Source organism: Litchfieldia alkalitelluris (assembly GCF_002153425.1).
GTDB lineage: Bacteria > Bacillota > Bacilli > Bacillales > Salisediminibacteriaceae > Evansella > Evansella alkalicola.
Genome location: NZ_KZ119600.1, coordinates 18,666 through 36,412 on the forward strand (window position 1 = coordinate 18,666; position 17,747 = coordinate 36,412).

Consider the following 17,747-nt stretch of genomic DNA (forward strand, 5'->3'; position numbering starts at 1 on the left):
TATTGATGAGCATTAAAATGTACAATACACTGACGCGAAAAATAGAACAATTTAAACCCCTAGAAGAGGGTAAAGTAAAGATGTATGTATGCGGACCAACCGTTTACAATTATATTCATATTGGAAATGCAAGGCCAGCGGTCGTTTTTGATATGGTTAGACGATATTTAGAATATCGTGGCTATGATGTAGAGTATATCTCAAACTTTACAGATGTAGATGATAAAATTATTAAAGCGGCTAATGAAATGGGTGAGGATGTTAAAACCATTTCTGAAAAGTTTATTAAGGCGTATCATGAAGACACTGGGGCATTAGGTGTAAAGACGGCAGATAAACATCCTACAGTGACGGAAACAATGCCAGAAATCATTAGTTTTATTGAGAGATTAGTCGATAAGGGCTATGCCTATGAGTCGCAAGGAGATGTATACTTCCGTACGAGGAAGTTTGATGACTACGGTAAGCTTTCTCATCAATCCATTGACGACTTACAGCTAGGAACAAGAATTGAAGTAGGTGAGAAAAAGGAAGATCCACTAGACTTTGTTCTATGGAAAAGCGCTAAGCCAGGTGAAATATATTGGAATAGTCCTTGGGGAAATGGACGCCCAGGGTGGCATATTGAATGCTCAGCAATGGTAAAAAAGTATTTAGGAGATACTATTGACATTCATGCAGGGGGTCAAGACCTCTCCTTTCCCCATCATGAAAATGAAATTGCACAATCTGAAGCATTAAATGAAAAACAAATGGCAAACTATTGGCTCCATAATGGTTATATTAATATAGATAATGAAAAAATGTCTAAGTCACTAGGAAATTTTATTCTAGTTCATGATATCATCAAAAAATTTGATCCGAATGTAGTGAGGTTTTTTATCGTTAATGCCCATTACCGTAGTCCAATTAATTTTAGTGATGAACTTCTTAATAGTTCAGAAAATGGATTAGAAAGAATAAAAACAACTTACGCTAATTTGCAGCACCGCTTAGATGAAACGGCAAATTTAGGCGAAGAAAAAGATAAGTGGATTGATGAAATAGATTCGCATCATGATGCATTCATCAAAGAGATGGATAATGATTTTAATAGTGCTAACGCCGTAGCAGCGTTGTTTGAATTAGTTAAAACTGCAAACCTTTATTTACGTGAAAAGCATACGCAAAAATCTGTTTTAGAATACTTTTTAAAGCGTATGGATGACATGGCTTACGTGCTAGGCATTAAGCTAATAGAAGAAAAAGAACTTTTAGATGACGAAATAGATGGATTAATCCAAGAAAGAATAGAAGCAAGGAAAAACAGAGATTTTGCAAGAGCGGACGAAATAAGGGATTTATTGAAGGATAGAAATATTATCCTTGAAGATACACCACAAGGCACCCGTTGGAAGAGGGGTTAGTTATGAAACTTAATCAGACGATGAAAGAACCTGAGCAGTTAAACGCCCTTGCTTTAGCGTATATGGGAGATGCGGTATTGGAAACTTACGTCCGATACCGTCTCATAGCAAGTGGACAAGTCCGCCCTAATAAACTCCATAAAATTGCAACGAACTATGTATCTGCTAAGGCACAAGCAAAGGTGTTGCATCTATTTTTTGATCGCGGTGTATTATCTGAAGAGGAAAAAGCTGTAGCCCTAAGGGGAAGGAATGCCAAATCTGGTACAATTCCAAAAAATACAGATCATTCAACTTATCGATACAGCACTGCGTTTGAAGCATTAATAGGTTACTTGTATTTGGTGGAAAATAATGAACGTCTAGATGAACTTGTTGAACAAGCATTCAAAATTATTGAGGGGAAGGAGGGAGAAAATGGGTCAACAACTTGATTATATCATTGGTAAAAATCCTGTAATTGAGGTTTTGAAAGGGAAGCGTCCAATTAACAAGATCTGGATCTCTGAAGGTTCTCAACGGGGACAAATGTCTACAGTTATGGAAATGGCAAAAAATGCACAAGTAAATGTCCAGTTCGTTCCAAAGGCAAAACTTGATCAGATGGTTGATGGTCAGCACCAAGGAGTGGTGGCACAGATCGCTGCGTATGAATATCAAGATATGTCTGTTCTTTTTAAAAAAGCAGAAGAGCGTAATGAAGCTCCCTTCTTTTTATTACTTGATGAACTGGAAGACCCTCATAATTTAGGGTCAATCATCAGGACTGCTGATGCAGTAGGCGCTCACGGTGTAATTGTACCAAAGAGAAGGTCGGTTGGATTAACATCCACTGTTGCGAAAGCTTCAGCAGGTGCAATTGAACACGTGCCAGTAGCAAGGGTAACAAACCTTGCTAGAACGATGGAAGATCTAAAGAAACAAGGCTTGTGGTTTGTCGGAACAGATGCTAAAGGTAAGGAAGATTACCGCGAAGTGGATCTGGACATGCCAGTCGCTTTAGTAATAGGTAGTGAAGGGAAGGGCATGAGCCGTTTAGTGAAGGAAAAGTGTGATTTCCTTGTAAGTATTCCTTTGGCTGGAAATGTTACTTCTTTAAATGCATCGGTTGCAGCTAGTCTTTTAATGTATGAAGTTTATCGTCGTCGTCATCCCGTAGGAATGAAATAGATGAGACGCGTTTTACTTGTAGATGGATACAATATTATAGGGGACTGGCCAGAATTAAGAGAGCTACAAAAGAATGACTTGGAGAGTGCGAGGGACCTTCTCATTGAGGAAATGGCAGAGTACCAAGCGTATATGGGCATGGAGGTAATGATTATTTTTGATGCGCACATGGTACCTGGTTTAGGGAAAAAGTATCAAAACTATCGAATAAAGATCATTTATACAAGGGAAAAAGAAACTGCAGATGAAAAAATCGAAAAGCTATGCAGGGAGCTGAAAAGGGTCGATACTCAAATATACGTGGCCACGTCCGATTTTGTGGAGCAGCGTGTTATTTTTGCAAGTGGCGCTTATCGGAAATCAGCTCGAGAGCTTCGTAATGAAGTGAAAGAAATGGAAAAAGATATTAAGAAAGATGTTATCAAAACAAAGAAGAAAAAGATAAAAACAAAATTACCAATTACAGATGAGATGGCGGAAATTTTTGAAAAATGGCGTCGGGGTCAACATTGATTACCTTGACGCCTTTGTTTTTTTTCTTGTATACTATTTCTATATTTAGACAATTCTATCATTGCTTATGTTATGCGCTTTCAAAAAGGTAGGGGTCGGAGGGATCGCGGTGTCCTTAAACATCATTGAGAATGGACTGCAAGCTAAATATGATGAGATGGAAGATGAAAGCCTCGTAGAATACGTGCGAGAAGGGGATAGTTCTGCGCTAGAATACTTGATAAATAAGTATAAGAACTTTGTCCGAGCGAAGGCAAGATCGTATTTTTTAATTGGTGCGGATCATGAAGATATTGTGCAGGAAGGGATGATTGGTTTATATAAGGCCATTCGAGACTTTAAAGGGGACAAGCTTTCTTCTTTTAAAGCATTTGCTGAACTGTGCATTACTAGACAAATTATTACGGCCATTAAAACGGCAACGAGACAAAAGCATATTCCTCTAAATTCCTATGTTTCTTTAGACAAGCCTATTTATGATGAAGAATCGGATCGTACGTTGTTGGATGTCATTGTTGGTTCAAGGGTTAGTGATCCAGAGGAACTCTTGATTAATCAAGAGGAGTTTGATGATATTGAACTGAAAATGGGAGAAATATTAAGTGAGCTGGAACGGAAAGTGTTGATGCTTTATTTAGATGGAAGAAGCTATCAAGAAATTTCAGCTGATTTAAACCGCCATGTTAAGTCAATAGACAATGCTTTACAGCGGGTAAAACGAAAGCTGGAAAGGTATGTAGAATTAAAAGGGGTTAAACTATAACCAATGTACAATGCTCCCAGTTGGGAGTATTTTACTTTTTAAATACACTAATATACATATTTTTAGACTACACTTATGAAAACGGTAAAAATCGTCAACAATGAAGATTGCAGGAGTCATTGACATAGAAGGAATCACTATGATAAGTTTTAGGAGTATGTATGATTTCATCGTAAAGTAAAAAGGAGTATGGACGATGTCTCAAAAAGTGGTCCTTGCATGTCACTATTGCAAATCACGTAATTATACAACGAATAAAACAGAACAAAATCGGACAACCCGTCTTGAGATAAAGAAATATTGTAATACTTGCGGAAAGCATACAGCACATGTTGAAACAAAATGACTCAATGTTCAATTCACACATATTGTTTATAAAACTGGAGGTGGCATTAGTGGCCAACGTAGTGAAAGGTTCAACTAAGTTTTTAAAAGATGTTTCTACAGAAATGAAGCGTGTATCCTGGCCTAAGCGTAAAGAGCTAGTAAGATATACAGCTGTTGTTATTGCAACTGTAACATTTATTGCAATTTTCTTTGCGATTACCGATTTAGGAATTTCTACTTTAATTCGTACAATATTGAACTAATTTAATAGATATATTACGGCGAATGAAAATGAGTAACTTGATAATTGAATGAACGGAAGGCTACGAGACTCCTGCGGGATCAAAGGCAGGGGTGAGACCCCGCAGATGCGAAGCATCGAGGAGGCTCACCAGCCGCCCGCGGAAAGCTAGTAGCCTGTAGTGAGTTCAATTAACATTAGACTATTTTCACTGAAGCCTATAAAAAATGGTTTTTTAATGAGGAGGGAAGGACACTCTTGTCCTGATCGTAATGGAAAAGAATTGGTACGTCGTTCATACTTATTCTGGTTATGAGAATAAGGTGAAGACTAATCTGGAAAAACGAGTGGAATCCATGGACATGACAGATAAGATTTTTCGTGTTCTCGTCCCTGTGGAGGAAGAAACGGAAATAAAGAATGGGAAAAGTAAGCAAGTAACAAAAAAAGTTTTCCCAGGTTATGTTATTGTGGAAATGGTAATGACTGATGATTCTTGGTATGTAGTCCGTAACACACCTGGAGTAACTGGGTTTGTAGGGTCTGCAGGAGCAGGGTCTAAGCCTACAGCGTTATTGCCAGAAGAAGCAGAAAACATTTTGAAACAAATGGGTGTAGTAGAACCACGTGCTGAAGTTGACTTTGAACTAAAAGAATCTGTAAAAGTAAAAGAGGGTCCATTTGCAAACTTTATTGGATCTGTTGAAGAAATTTACACAGATAAACAGAAGTTAAAAGTACACGTAAACATGTTTGGTAGGGAGACTCCGGTCGAACTAGAATTCACTCAAGTTGAAAAAATTTAACTTGATTTCAAAAAAACTTGCTATCTATTGTTCAAAGTGATAAAATCTTAATGTTGTTATTGAACGTGGACACTTCGTTCACGTTTTTTCCTGCAAAAAGCAGATAATGAGTGGGAGAGCATGATGCTCGGTTTACCACATCACGGACTTAAGGAGGTGTGTCGCGTGGCTAAAAAGGTCATTAAAGTTGTAAAACTACAAATTCCAGCTGGTAAAGCGAACCCAGCACCACCTGTTGGACCTGCATTAGGTCAAGCTGGTGTTAACATTATGGGATTCTGTAAAGAATTTAACGCTCGTACACAAGAACAAGCGGGCTTAATTATTCCAGTAGAGATTACGGTATTTGAAGACCGTTCATTTACATTTATCACTAAAACTCCACCTGCAGCAGTTCTTTTAAAGAAAGCAGCTGGAATTGAAACAGCATCAGGTGAACCTAACACGAAAAAGGTTGCTACACTGAAGCGTGATAAAGTTAAAGAAATCGCGGAAACAAAAATGCCAGACCTAAACGCAGCTGATGTAGAAGCAGCGATGCGTATGGTTGAAGGTACTGCCCGTAGCATGGGTATCGTTATTGAAGACTAATTAACCCATGGACGTACAAGGAGGTTGCGAGTAAAGGACTGGTTCCTGCCTACATTGTAGGTTCGCAACCTTTATTAGTGGGAGGTATAACCGCTAAAACCACATTCGAGGAGGAAAGAACATGGCTAAAAAAGGTAAAAAATATACAGATGCACTTAAGCTTGTTGATCGCGAGAAAGTGTATGAAATTTCAGAAGCAGTAGAATTAGTTAAGAAAACTGCAACGGCTAAGTTTGATGAAACAGTTGAACTTGCAGCTCGTCTTGGGGTTGACCCTAAGAAAGCAGACCAACAAATCCGTGGAGCAGTAGTTCTTCCAAACGGTACTGGTAAAACACAACGTGTACTAGTGTTCGCTAAGGGAGAAAAAGCAAAAGAAGCGGAAGCGGCTGGAGCTGACTTCGTAGGTGAAGAAGACTTAATCAACAAAGTTAACCAAGGTTGGTTTGACTTTGATGTAGTAGTTGCAACTCCTGATATGATGGCTCAGGTAGGTAAATTAGGTCGAGTTTTAGGACCAAAAGGCTTAATGCCAAACCCTAAAACTGGAACTGTTACTTTTGATGTTACAAAAGCTGTTAATGAAATTAAAGCTGGTAAAGTAGAATACCGTGTTGATAAATCAGGTAACATCCACGTACCAGTTGGTAAAGTCTCTTTCGAAGATGATAAGTTAGTTGAAAACATTAACACAATCATTGACACTTTACTAAAAGCAAAGCCTGCAGCATCTAAAGGGACTTACATGCGTAATGTTGCTATTGCATCTACAATGGGTCCTGGACTAAAGGTAAATGTTGCTAACGTAAAATTATAATTAACTTGTTGACTTGTTAAGGTCAACTCGATATACTATATTTTGTGAATTAAAACATTTAAATCATACCGTAGACAGTAGGCGCGTATTAACGCTTAATCTCCTACCGAGGTTCGTAAACATCTAAACCCTATTATATGATTATAATTGGTTAAGATACGACTGCCTCCATGTCTACATGGAGGCGTTTTTTATACGTGCGGTATGACATTTCAACGGGAGGTGTCAGGATGAGAGCAGTGATTGAAAAGAAAAGTCAGGTTGTTGATGAAATTGCATCAAAATTACAAGATAGTCAGTCTACTATTGTTGTTGACTATCGTGGGCTTGATGTATCAGAAGTAACTGAATTACGTAAACAGCTTCGTGAAGCAGGCGTGGATTTCAAAGTGTATAAAAACACTATGGCCCGTCGTGCTACTGAAAAGCTTGGACTTACTGAGCTTGATGAGCAATTAGTTGGACCTACAGCAATTGCATTCAGTAACGAAGATGTTGTTGCACCAGCAAAAATCCTTAACAAATTTGCTAAGGATCATGAAGCTTTAGAAATTAAAGCTGGTGTTATCGAAGGTCGTATTGCATCACTTGAAGAGATTAAAGCTCTTGCAGAACTACCATCACGCGAAGGTTTACTTTCTATGGTACTCAGCGTGTTACAAGCACCAATTCGAAACTTTGCATTGGCAACAAAAGCTGTTGCGGATCAAAAGGAAGAACAAGGCGCTTAATATTTACGAAAAAAATTGCCTAGCGGTATAAAACTATAAGAATAATAGGAGGAAATAAAAATGACTAAAGAACAAATTATTGATGCGGTTAAAGAAATGTCCGTTTTAGAATTAAATGACTTAGTAAAAGCAATTGAGGAAGAGTTTGGTGTAACAGCTGCTGCTCCTGTTGCTGTAGCTGGTGGAGCTGCTGCTGGTGAGGCTGCAGAAGAAAAAACTGAGTTTGACGTAGTACTTGAATCTGCTGGTTCATCTAAAATCGGTGTTATCAAAGTGGTTCGTGAAATCACTGGTCTTGGCTTAAAAGACGCTAAAGCTCTAGTTGATGGCGCTCCAGCACCAGTTAAAGAAGGCGTAGCTAAAGAAGAAGCTGAAGAAATGAAAGCGAAACTTGAAGAAGCTGGCGCATCTGTAGAACTTAAGTAATTTTATCACTGCTTTAAAACTCGCTTTGAAACAATTCAAAGCGAGTTTTTTTAACGATATAACTGATTGGTGTAATATGGAATAGTCTTGAATATACATGTCTAAGCTGTTAAGGAGCCTACCAGCCGCCCACAGTATTGGGGGGTGTAGTGAATACGACAAAGACTGTTATGTTAAGAATCTATTTTATTTTTTGATGAAATATATCATTTGGAGGTAAGTTGGAATTGGCAGATCATTATTATACTGATAAACCGAATGTTGAGAGCAAACGGGAAAGAATTTCTGAAACCCTTCGCGGTGAAACGCTTCACTTCCTAGTGGATCGCGGTGTTTTTTCAAAAAGTGGAATAGATTATGGATCAAAGCTGCTAATTGAATCTTTCATGCCACCTTCTATTCCTGGACCAGTAGTAGATGTGGGCTGTGGTTGGGGACCTATAGGAATCACTGCGGCAAGAATGATGCCCGATAGATTAATTGAAATGGTGGATATTAATGAAAGGGCGATTGAGCTCTCAACGTTAAATGGCGATCTAAATAACGTAAAAAATATTAAAGTATTTCAAAATGATCTATTAAGTGATTTTAAGGGACAATATGCAGCAATTATTACAAATCCCCCAATAAGAGCAGGGAAACATGTTGTATTTAACTTATATGAACAAGCTTACTCCCTGTTATTAGGTGATGGGGAACTGTGGATTGTCATTCAGAAAAAGCAAGGAGCCCCTTCAACAATGAAAAAGCTGGAAGAACTAGGGTTCGAGGTAGAGATCGTTGAGAAATCAAAGGGCTATTTTATAATTAAAGGAAAAAAATGTTGACTCGGAGTTCGCTTTTTGTTAATATTATTTAATGCGTATGAATATATAGTTCGAAACTGGGAAATAATGCTTAAAATATAGGTGATGTGTATAAAAAGGGTGATTTTGGACAAACTAGTAAAGTCTTTTGTGCCTTACTTGGTAAGAGGGCTATCACACCTTTTTTTTGTTTTCAAGAAAAGTATTGTTTAAAGAATTGCGAAGGTTTTTGTTTTTTAGTATTTAAGTCAGTCAAAGGGATGTACATGTTACATAGAAATGAATGCATTCCTTTTGATATAAAAACGCTAGTTTTGAGGGGTGAATCAGTTGACAGGTCAACTAGTTCAGTATGGACGCCACCGCCAGAGAAGAAGTTATGCTCGTATCAGTGAAGTGTTGGATCTTCCAAACTTGATTGAAATACAAACGGCTTCTTATGAATGGTTTCTAGAAGAAGGTATACGTGAGATGTTTCAAGACATCTCTCCAATTGAAGATTTTACTGGTAATCTGGTACTTGAGTTTATTGATTACAACTTAGGTGAACCGAAGTATTCAGTAGAAGAATCGAAGGAGCGAGACGTTACATATTCTGCGCCGCTTCGTGTAAAGGTTCGTCTCATTAATAAAGAGACGGGAGAAGTAAAAGAGCAGGAAGTTTTCATGGGAGACTTCCCGTTAATGACTGATACTGGTACCTTTGTTATTAATGGTGCAGAGCGTGTCATTGTTTCTCAGTTAGTGCGGTCTCCGAGCGTTTATTTCAGTAAAAAGATTGATAAGAACGGAAAGCCTGGTTTTACGGCAACTGTAATACCGAACCGGGGTGCATGGCTTGAATTAGAAACAGACGCTAAGGATATTGTGTATGTACGTATCGATCGTACGAGAAAGATCCCTGTAACAGTATTGTTGCGTGCAATTGGGTTTGGTTCAGATCAAGAGATTATTGATCTATTAGGAGAAGATGAATATCTACGTAATACGCTTGAAAAGGACAACACAGACAGTAGTGAAAAGGCGTTGTTAGAAATCTATGAGCGTTTACGTCCTGGAGAACCTCCAACTGTAGATAATGCAAAAAGCCTATTGGAGTCTAGATTCTTTGATCCTAAACGTTATGATTTAGCAAACGTTGGGCGTTATAAGATGAATAAAAAGCTTCATATTAAGGATCGTTTGTTTAATCAGCGACTTGCAGAGACATTAGTTGATCCAGAAACAGGTGAAGTTTTAGCAGAAGAAGGGGCTCTAATTGATAGAAGATTGTTAGACAGGTTAATCCCTTATCTTGAGAATAATGTAGGCTTCCGTCATATCACCCTTAATGGTGGGGTAGTAGATGACGAAGAAGTTGAAATGCAATCAATACTCATTCACAATCCTGATGGAACTAGTGAACAGCCAATTAAAGTAATTGGTAACGGTGTTGTGGAAAAAGGCGTTAAAAATATTACACCTGCAGATATATTATCTTCTATTAACTATTTCTTTAATCTATTACATGGAGTAGGAAATACAGATGATATTGACCACCTAGGTAACCGACGTTTACGTTCTGTAGGTGAGCTATTGCAGAACCAGTTCCGTATTGGTTTATCTCGTATGGAGAGAGTTGTGCGTGAAAGAATGTCTATTCAGGATGCTAATGTTATTACGCCACAAGCGTTAATTAATATTCGTCCAGTGATTGCATCTATTAAAGAGTTTTTCGGTAGCTCTCAGTTATCTCAATTTATGGATCAAACGAATCCATTGGCGGAGTTAACGCATAAGCGTCGTTTATCAGCTCTAGGGCCTGGTGGTTTGACGCGTGAACGTGCTGGATTTGAAGTACGTGACGTTCACTACTCTCACTATGGTCGTATGTGTCCGATTGAAACGCCAGAGGGTCCAAACATTGGTTTAATTAACTCCCTATCAAGTTATGCGAAAGTAAACGAGTTCGGCTTTATGGAAACGCCTTATCGTAAGGTAGACCATGAAACTGGCCGAGTAAGTTCGCAATTTGATTACTTGACTGCGGATGAAGAAGATAATTATGTAGTTGCACAGGCGAACGCAAAGCTTGACGAAAACGGAGCTTTTATTGATGACAACATCATATGCCGTTTCCGTGGAGAAAATATTATCGTGGCACGGGACAGAGTTGACTATATGGATGTATCGCCTAAGCAGGTTGTTTCTGCTGCGACAGCGTGTATTCCTTTCTTAGAAAACGATGACTCAAACCGTGCATTGATGGGTGCGAACATGCAACGTCAAGCAGTTCCTTTACTTCAACCTGAAGCACCTTTAGTTGGTACAGGTATGGAGTATGTTTCTGCAAAAGACTCCGGTGCAGCTGTAGTTTCTAAAGTAAGTGGCCGAGTTGAACGTGTTACTGCTAAATACGTGCAAATTCGTCAAATAGAAGAAGTAGATGGTAAAGAAGTTGAAGGTGATGTAGTAAGGTATAACCTTCAGAAGTTCGAACGTTCCAACCAAGGTACTTGTTATAACCAAAAACCTATTGTAAGTGAAGGTAATATCGTTACAAAAGGTGAGACTTTAGCTGATGGTCCTTCTATGGAGCTTGGTGAAATGGCCTTAGGACGAAATGTAATGGTCGGCTTTATGACATGGGAAGGTTATAACTACGAGGATGCGATCATTTTAAGTGAGCGTCTTGTAAAAGATGATGTCTACACTTCTGTTCATATTGAAGAATATGAATCGGAAGCACGAGATACGAAATTAGGGCCTGAGGAAATCACTCGTGATATTCCTAACGTTGGGGAAGATGCGTTGAAAAACTTAGATGAGCGTGGAATTATCCGCGTTGGTGCTGAAGTGAAAGACGGAGACATCTTAGTTGGTAAAGTTACGCCAAAGGGTGTAACAGAGCTAACAGCTGAAGAACGATTACTCCACGCCATTTTTGGTGAAAAAGCAAGAGAGGTTCGTGATACTTCATTACGTGCTCCTCACGGTGGAGATGGAATCGTTCTAGATGTGAAAGTGTTTAACCGAGAAGATGGAGATGAACTACCTCCAGGGGTAAACCAGCTTGTTCGTGTATATATTGTTCAGAAAAGAAAGATTCATGAAGGGGATAAAATGGCAGGTCGTCACGGGAACAAAGGTGTAATTTCCCGAATTCTACCAGAAGAAGATATGCCATATTTACCAGATGGTACTCCAATTGATATCATGTTAAACCCATTAGGGGTTCCTTCCCGTATGAACATCGGGCAGGTATTAGAGCTTCATCTTGGAATGGCAGCACGTTATTTAGGTATCCATGTAGCGAGTCCAGTATTTGATGGGGCAAGTGAAGAAGATGTGTGGAGTACTCTTGAAGAAGCAGGCATGGCCCGTGATGGTAAGACTGTTTTATATGATGGTCGTACTGGAGAGCCATACGATAACCGTGTGTCAGTAGGTATCATGTATATGATCAAGCTTGCTCACATGGTTGACGATAAATTGCATGCTCGGTCAACTGGACCTTATTCTCTTGTTACACAACAACCATTGGGTGGTAAAGCTCAATTTGGTGGTCAACGTTTCGGAGAGATGGAGGTATGGGCACTAGAAGCATATGGTGCTGCTTACACACTTCAAGAAATCTTGACTGTAAAATCTGATGATGTTGTTGGACGTGTGAAAACATATGAGGCCATTGTCAAAGGTGAAAACGTACCAGAGCCAGGTGTTCCTGAGTCATTCAAGGTACTTATCAAAGAACTTCAAAGCTTGGGTATGGATGTAAAAATGCTATCAAGTAATGAAGAAGAGATTGAGATGTTAGAGCTTGATGATGATGAAGAGCAAGGCAATGACAAGTTGAACTTGAACCTTGAAACGAATGAATCTAACGGATAATGCGAGAACTTGAATGCTGAAAGGGAGGTTAGCCCCTTGATAGATGTAAATAATTTTGAGTATATGAAAATTGGCCTTGCATCACCAGATAAGATAAGATCTTGGTCTAGAGGTGAAGTAAAGAAGCCAGAAACGATAAACTATCGTACTTTAAAACCTGAAAAAGATGGTCTTTTCTGCGAAAGAATTTTCGGGCCTACTAAGGACTGGGAATGTCATTGTGGAAAATACAAACGAGTTCGTTACAAGGGTGTTGTTTGTGACCGTTGTGGAGTAGAAGTAACTCGCGCTAAAGTTCGTCGTGAGCGTATGGGGCACATTGAATTAGCTGCCCCAGTCTCCCACATTTGGTATTTTAAAGGAATCCCAAGTCGTATGGGGCTTGTCCTAGACATGTCCCCACGTTCTTTGGAAGAAGTTATTTATTTTGCTTCTTATGTTGTGACGGAGACAGGAGATACACCTTTAGAATTGAAGCAGCTTTTATCTGAGAAGGAATACCGCACATATCGTGAGAAGTACGGACGTTCTTTCACTGCGCAGATGGGAGCAGAAGCAATTCGCAAACTCTTACAGGATATCGACACAGAGAAAGAAGTTGGTATGCTGAAAGAGGAGCTTGTCACTGCTCAAGGTCAAAGACGAACTAGAGCGATCAAACGTCTTGAGGTACTGGAAGCATTCCGTCACTCTGGTAACAACCCAGCTTGGATGATTCTTGATGTACTGCCAGTTATTCCACCAGAGTTGCGCCCAATGGTTCAACTTGATGGAGGTAGATTTGCAACTTCAGACTTAAACGATCTATATCGTCGAGTAATTAATAGAAACAATCGTTTGAAGCGACTATTAGATTTAGGTGCTCCAAATATTATTGTTCAAAACGAAAAACGTATGCTACAAGAAGCGGTTGATGCATTGATTGATAATGGAAGAAGAGGCCGACCAGTTACTGGTCCTGGTAATCGACCGTTAAAATCCTTGTCTCATATGCTAAAAGGTAAACAAGGACGTTTCCGTCAAAACCTACTAGGTAAACGTGTTGACTACTCTGGTCGTTCCGTTATCGTTGTAGGACCACATTTAAAAATGTATCAGTGTGGTTTACCGAAGGAAATGGCATTAGAATTGTTTAAACCATTTGTTATGAAGGAATTAGTAAGCCAAGGGCTTGCTCATAATATTAAGAGTGCAAAAAGGAAAGTAGAACGGGTTCAACCTGAAGTGTGGGATGTCCTTGAGGAAGTTATTAGGGAACATCCAGTTCTATTAAACCGTGCACCTACATTACACAGACTTGGTATTCAAGCATTTGAGCCAACATTAGTAGAAGGTCGCGCAATTAAGCTACACCCATTAGTATGTACAGCCTATAATGCCGACTTTGATGGGGACCAAATGGCGGTCCACGTACCACTTTCTGCGGAAGCGCAAGCAGAATCTAGACTACTAATGCTTGCTGCACAAAACATCTTGAATCCTAAAGATGGAAAACCAGTTGTAACACCGTCTCAAGATATGGTATTAGGTAACTACTACCTAACTCTAGAACGTGAGAATGCAGTTGGTGAAGGTAACATTTACAAAGATCCAAATGAAGCAATTACTGCATACCGTAATGGCTATGTCCATCTTCACACGCGTATTGCTTTACCAGTTTCTTCTGTAGGAAAAACGAATTTCAAAGAAGAGCATAATGATAAACTTCTGCTAACGTCTGTTGGTAAAGTTATCTTTAACGAGATTTTACCGGAGTCATTCCCATACGTGAATGAACCAACCGCTTTTAACCTAGAAGTGGAAACTCCTGATAAATATATGGTCCCTATGACAACTGATGTTAAAAAGCTATTTAAAGAAACGGATGTAGTAAATCCTTTCAAGAAAGGCTTTTTAGGGGATATAATCGCAGAAGTATTTAAGAAGTTCAAAGTGTCAGAAACATCTGTCATGCTTGATAAGATGAAAGACTTAGGATTCCACTATTCCACAAAAGCTGGAATTACGGTTGGTGTTTCCGATATCGTTGTTTTAGAAGAGAAGAAAGAAATTCTCGCTGAAGCAGAAACAAAGGTAGAACGAATCTTAAAGCAATATAGAAGAGGTTTAATTACGGAAGAAGAACGCTACGATAAGGTTATTGAAGTTTGGAGTTCAGCGAAAGATCTTATTCAAGAAAAGCTGATGGGCACACTTGACAAGACGAACCCAATCTTTATGATGAGTGACTCTGGTGCCCGTGGTAACGCATCTAACTTTACGCAACTTGCGGGTATGCGTGGTCTGATGGCTAACCCGTCAGGTCGTATTATTGAGCTTCCAATCAAATCTAGTTTCCGAGAGGGTCTAACTGTATTAGAGTACTTTATCTCTACTCACGGTGCTCGTAAAGGTCTTGCCGATACAGCCCTAAAAACAGCTGACTCAGGATACTTAACACGTCGACTTGTTGATGTTGCTCAGGACGTTATTGTCCGTGAAGACGATTGTGGAACTGATAGAGGCTTAACTGTAGCGGCTATAAAAGAAGGTACAGAAGTAATTGAAAGTCTTTACGATCGATTAGTTGGGCGTGTAGTACACCAAACTGTATTTCACCCAGAGACCAATGATGTACTCATTGGGCGTAACGAAGAGATTAGTGAAGATATGGCAAAAACAATTGAAGATTCCGGAGTTGAAGAAGTTGTCATCCGTTCAGCCTTTACATGTGATACGAAGCATGGTGTATGTAAAAACTGTTATGGACGCAACTTAGCAACTGGAGCTGAAGTTGAAGTTGGTGAAGCAGTAGGTATTATTGCAGCACAATCTATCGGTGAGCCAGGAACGCAGTTAACGATGCGTACATTCCATACAGGTGGGGTAGCTGGAGACGATATTACACAAGGTTTACCGCGTATCCAAGAGGTGTTTGAGGCCCGTAATCCAAAAGGTCAGGCAGTCATCTCAGAAATACAAGGTACCGTTTCTGATATAAAAGATGTAAATGAAAGAAAAGAAATTGTAGTTCAAGGTGCAATAGAAACTCGTAGCTACACTGCGCCATACGGTTCAAGGCTAAAAGTAGAAGTAGGTCAAGAGGTAGAACCAGGTGAAGTACTAACGGAAGGGTCTATCGATCCGAAAGAATTACTTGTTGTATCTGGTGTTCAAGGTGTTCAAGAGTATCTACTTAAAGAAGTACAGAAGGTTTACCGTATGCAAGGGGTTGAAATTGGTGATAAGCACGTGGAGGTAATGGTAAGACAAATGCTTCGTAAAATCCGTGTAATCGATGCTGGAGACACTGAAGTTTTACCAGGTTCTCTTGTAGAAATTCACCAATTTAATGAAGCTAACCGTGATATCCTTCTACGTGGTGGTACACCAGCTACTGGTAGACCAGTACTACTTGGTATTACAAAAGCATCTCTAGAGACTGATTCCTTCTTATCTGCCGCATCCTTCCAGGAGACTACTCGTGTCCTAACTGATGCTGCTATTAAAGGTAAGAAAGATGAACTTGTCGGCTTGAAAGAGAATGTAATTATTGGTAAACTCGTTCCAGCTGGTACTGGAATGCAGCGTTACCGTAAGATATCAGCTGCTAAAGTTGATGAAGAAAACGTGGAACAGGATCATTTGGAAGGTGCAATACTTCAAGATTAATAAATGTGTTATGACTGTTTTTCTTACAAAATTATGATATAAAACTCGAGTAGCGCAGGTGGCGACTCCAGCGGGAAAAGCAATAGCTGAAGCCCCCACAGACGTGGTTTTGGTGTCGAGGAGGCTGAAGCATTGCCCGCGGAAAGCGTCCACCTGTAGCGTATCGAGTGCAACATTTTTTTAGAAATCAGTCTAATTTATTTTAAATTGAATGTTGACACTGAAACACCACGGTGGTAATATACTTAAGTGTGCCAAATACCTGATACTTTGGAGGATGAAAGATGTCTTATGAAAAAGTAGTGCAGGCTATGGAAAAAGTCGTTGGCACGAAGCAAACGCTAAAAGCACTGGAAGATGAGCAGGTTAAAGAAATCATCGTCGCAGAAGATGCGGATCCTAGAGTTTTGCAACGGGTAATCACCCAGGCAGAAAAAACAAGCGTTCCATGGTCAAAAGTTGATTCAAAGAAGAAACTTGGGAAAGCTTGTGGGATTGAAGTAAGTGCAGCAACTGTAGCGATTAAAAAGTAAAATATTAGTTTTTGTCATAGGCTTCCTACGGGCAAAAACTTTCCTTTTACACATTTATGAACCACCTGGACCAGTGGACTTACAAATCGTTGAATAGGAAGGAGGATACAATAAATGCCTACTATAAATCAATTAGTACGTAAAGGTCGTCAATCTAAGACTCAAAAGTCTGATTCACCAGCTTTAAACAAAGGGTATAACAGTTTCAAGAAGTCTCAAACTGACTTGAGCTCTCCACAAAAACGTGGGGTTTGTACTCGTGTTGGTACGATGACACCAAAGAAACCAAACTCGGCACTTCGTAAGTATGCCCGTGTTCGTTTAACAAACGGAATCGAGGTAACAGCATACATTCCAGGTATCGGTCACAACCTTCAAGAGCACAGTGTTGTTCTTATCCGTGGCGGACGAGTGAAAGACTTACCGGGGGTACGTTATCATATCGTACGTGGAGCACTTGATACGGCTGGTGTAGAAAACCGTATGCAAGGTCGTTCTAAGTATGGTACAAAACGTCCTAAGAAATAATAAGTTTCAAAGAAAAGCATCTTAATAAATTCCAGTTTTTTATTTTTTGAAAGGAGGGAAACTGATGCCTCGTAAAGGACCTGTACCACGCAGAGATGTTCTGCCTGATCCAGTATATAACTCGAAGTTAGTAACGCGTTTGATCAACCGCATCATGATTGATGGGAAAAGAGGTATTGCTCAAACGATTCTTTATAAATCATTTGAATTAGTTCAAGAACGTACTGGTAATGATCCACAAGAAGTTTTCGAACAAGCTTTAAAAAATATCATGCCAGTTCTTGAAGTTAAAGCACGCCGTGTTGGTGGTGCCAACTATCAAGTACCTATCGAAGTAAAACCTGAACGTCGTACGACTCTAGGTCTTCGTTGGTTAGTAAACTACGCTCGTCTTCGTGGTGAAAAAACGATGGAAGAGCGCTTAGCTAATGAAATTATGGATGCAGCAAATAACACTGGCGCAGCTGTTAAGAAGCGTGAAGACACGCACAAAATGGCTGAAGCTAACAAAGCATTTGCTCATTACCGCTGGTAAAAACAACATGGGACACAGTCTTAGGGTAATCCT

18 protein-coding genes and 1 other annotated feature are annotated in these 17,747 nt (G+C 39.5%); all 18 genes read left to right on the forward strand.

Going from position 1 to position 17,747, the window contains the following annotated elements; genetic code table 11:
- Positions 1-5 precede the first annotated feature (5 nt).
- On the forward strand, positions 6-1,406 hold the full coding sequence (gene cysS, locus BW724_RS00090; RefSeq protein ID WP_176371235.1) for a cysteine--tRNA ligase: 1,401 nt from the start codon (positions 6-8) through the stop codon (positions 1,404-1,406).
- A gap of 20 nt (positions 1,407-1,426) precedes the next feature.
- A complete protein-coding gene (locus BW724_RS00095; RefSeq protein ID WP_140355072.1) occupies positions 1,427-1,840 on the forward strand; it encodes a Mini-ribonuclease 3 in 414 nt (137 codons plus the stop codon).
- Complete coding sequence (gene rlmB, locus BW724_RS00100) at positions 1,824-2,576, forward strand: 23S rRNA (guanosine(2251)-2'-O)-methyltransferase RlmB (RefSeq protein ID WP_088073100.1); 753 nt, start codon at positions 1,824-1,826, stop codon at positions 2,574-2,576. Before BW724_RS00095 ends, rlmB begins: the two co-directional genes overlap by 17 nt.
- Positions 2,577-3,089, forward strand: a complete 513-nt coding sequence (locus BW724_RS00105) for an NYN domain-containing protein (RefSeq protein ID WP_088073101.1) — start codon at positions 2,577-2,579, stop codon at positions 3,087-3,089.
- A gap of 67 nt (positions 3,090-3,156) precedes the next feature.
- Positions 3,157-3,852 (forward strand): RNA polymerase sporulation sigma factor SigH, encoded by a 696-nt coding sequence (gene sigH, locus BW724_RS00110; RefSeq protein ID WP_417891353.1) that lies wholly within the window; start codon positions 3,157-3,159, stop codon positions 3,850-3,852.
- Positions 3,853-4,048: 196 nt separating this feature from the next.
- The gene (rpmG, locus tag BW724_RS00115; protein WP_088073103.1) at positions 4,049-4,198 is read left to right on the forward strand and encodes a 50S ribosomal protein L33; all 150 of its coding nucleotides are present in this window, start codon (positions 4,049-4,051) and stop codon (positions 4,196-4,198) included.
- A gap of 49 nt (positions 4,199-4,247) precedes the next feature.
- Positions 4,248-4,442: a preprotein translocase subunit SecE gene (gene secE / locus BW724_RS00120; protein WP_268876123.1), complete on the forward strand. Its 195-nt coding sequence runs from the start codon at positions 4,248-4,250 to the stop codon at positions 4,440-4,442.
- Between the two features lie 250 nt (positions 4,443-4,692).
- Positions 4,693-5,226: a transcription termination/antitermination protein NusG gene (gene nusG, locus BW724_RS00125; RefSeq protein ID WP_088073104.1), complete on the forward strand. Its 534-nt coding sequence runs from the start codon at positions 4,693-4,695 to the stop codon at positions 5,224-5,226.
- Positions 5,227-5,391: 165 nt separating this feature from the next.
- Positions 5,392-5,817, forward strand: coding sequence for a 50S ribosomal protein L11 (gene rplK, locus BW724_RS00130; RefSeq protein WP_140354875.1), 426 nt, complete (start codon positions 5,392-5,394; stop codon positions 5,815-5,817).
- A 121-nt stretch (positions 5,818-5,938) separates the two neighbouring features.
- The gene (gene rplA, locus BW724_RS00135; protein ID WP_088073106.1) at positions 5,939-6,634 is read left to right on the forward strand and encodes a 50S ribosomal protein L1; all 696 of its coding nucleotides are present in this window, start codon (positions 5,939-5,941) and stop codon (positions 6,632-6,634) included.
- A 50-nt stretch (positions 6,635-6,684) separates the two neighbouring features.
- Positions 6,685-6,835, forward strand: a sequence feature (ribosomal protein L10 leader region).
- A gap of 29 nt (positions 6,836-6,864) precedes the next feature.
- A complete protein-coding gene (gene rplJ / locus BW724_RS00140; RefSeq protein ID WP_088073107.1) occupies positions 6,865-7,365 on the forward strand; it encodes a 50S ribosomal protein L10 in 501 nt (166 codons plus the stop codon).
- Positions 7,366-7,425: 60 nt separating this feature from the next.
- A complete protein-coding gene (rplL, locus tag BW724_RS00145; RefSeq protein WP_088073108.1) occupies positions 7,426-7,791 on the forward strand; it encodes a 50S ribosomal protein L7/L12 in 366 nt (121 codons plus the stop codon).
- Positions 7,792-8,018: 227 nt separating this feature from the next.
- Positions 8,019-8,618: a class I SAM-dependent methyltransferase gene (locus tag BW724_RS00150; RefSeq protein ID WP_088077565.1), complete on the forward strand. Its 600-nt coding sequence runs from the start codon at positions 8,019-8,021 to the stop codon at positions 8,616-8,618.
- 309 nt (positions 8,619-8,927) lie between these two features.
- Entirely contained in the window at positions 8,928-12,467 is a 3,540-nt protein-coding gene (gene rpoB, locus BW724_RS00155) for a DNA-directed RNA polymerase subunit beta (protein ID WP_088073109.1), read from the forward strand.
- A gap of 36 nt (positions 12,468-12,503) precedes the next feature.
- The gene (gene rpoC / locus BW724_RS00160; RefSeq protein ID WP_088073110.1) at positions 12,504-16,118 is read left to right on the forward strand and encodes a DNA-directed RNA polymerase subunit beta'; all 3,615 of its coding nucleotides are present in this window, start codon (positions 12,504-12,506) and stop codon (positions 16,116-16,118) included.
- Positions 16,119-16,402: 284 nt separating this feature from the next.
- Positions 16,403-16,651, forward strand: coding sequence for a 50S ribosomal protein L7ae-like protein (locus tag BW724_RS00165; protein WP_088073111.1), 249 nt, complete (start codon positions 16,403-16,405; stop codon positions 16,649-16,651).
- A gap of 114 nt (positions 16,652-16,765) precedes the next feature.
- A complete protein-coding gene (rpsL, locus tag BW724_RS00170) occupies positions 16,766-17,179 on the forward strand; it encodes a 30S ribosomal protein S12 (RefSeq protein WP_088073112.1) in 414 nt (137 codons plus the stop codon).
- A 64-nt stretch (positions 17,180-17,243) separates the two neighbouring features.
- Positions 17,244-17,714, forward strand: coding sequence for a 30S ribosomal protein S7 (gene rpsG, locus BW724_RS00175; protein ID WP_088073113.1), 471 nt, complete (start codon positions 17,244-17,246; stop codon positions 17,712-17,714).
- The last annotated feature ends 33 nt before the right edge of the window (positions 17,715-17,747 follow it).

Bases quoted from the DNA above. Each gene is read 5' to 3' on its own strand.
- rplJ (WP_088073107.1), top strand. From the start codon at position 6,865: ATGAGAGCAGTGATTGAAAAGAAAAGTCAGGTTGTTGATGAAATTGCA.
- BW724_RS00095 (WP_140355072.1), top strand. From the start codon at position 1,427: ATGAAAGAACCTGAGCAGTTAAACGCCCTTGCTTTAGCGTATATGGGA.
- cysS (WP_176371235.1), top strand. From the start codon at position 6: ATGAGCATTAAAATGTACAATACACTGACGCGAAAAATAGAACAATTT.
- rlmB (WP_088073100.1), top strand. From the start codon at position 1,824: ATGGGTCAACAACTTGATTATATCATTGGTAAAAATCCTGTAATTGAG.
- sigH (WP_417891353.1), top strand. From the start codon at position 3,157: ATGTTATGCGCTTTCAAAAAGGTAGGGGTCGGAGGGATCGCGGTGTCC.
- BW724_RS00105 (WP_088073101.1), top strand. From the start codon at position 2,577: ATGAGACGCGTTTTACTTGTAGATGGATACAATATTATAGGGGACTGG.
- rpmG (WP_088073103.1), top strand. From the start codon at position 4,049: ATGTCTCAAAAAGTGGTCCTTGCATGTCACTATTGCAAATCACGTAAT.
- rplL (WP_088073108.1), top strand. From the start codon at position 7,426: ATGACTAAAGAACAAATTATTGATGCGGTTAAAGAAATGTCCGTTTTA.
- rpsL (WP_088073112.1), top strand. From the start codon at position 16,766: ATGCCTACTATAAATCAATTAGTACGTAAAGGTCGTCAATCTAAGACT.
- rplA (WP_088073106.1), top strand. From the start codon at position 5,939: ATGGCTAAAAAAGGTAAAAAATATACAGATGCACTTAAGCTTGTTGAT.
- BW724_RS00165 (WP_088073111.1), top strand. From the start codon at position 16,403: ATGTCTTATGAAAAAGTAGTGCAGGCTATGGAAAAAGTCGTTGGCACG.
- rpsG (WP_088073113.1), top strand. From the start codon at position 17,244: ATGCCTCGTAAAGGACCTGTACCACGCAGAGATGTTCTGCCTGATCCA.
- nusG (WP_088073104.1), top strand. From the start codon at position 4,693: ATGGAAAAGAATTGGTACGTCGTTCATACTTATTCTGGTTATGAGAAT.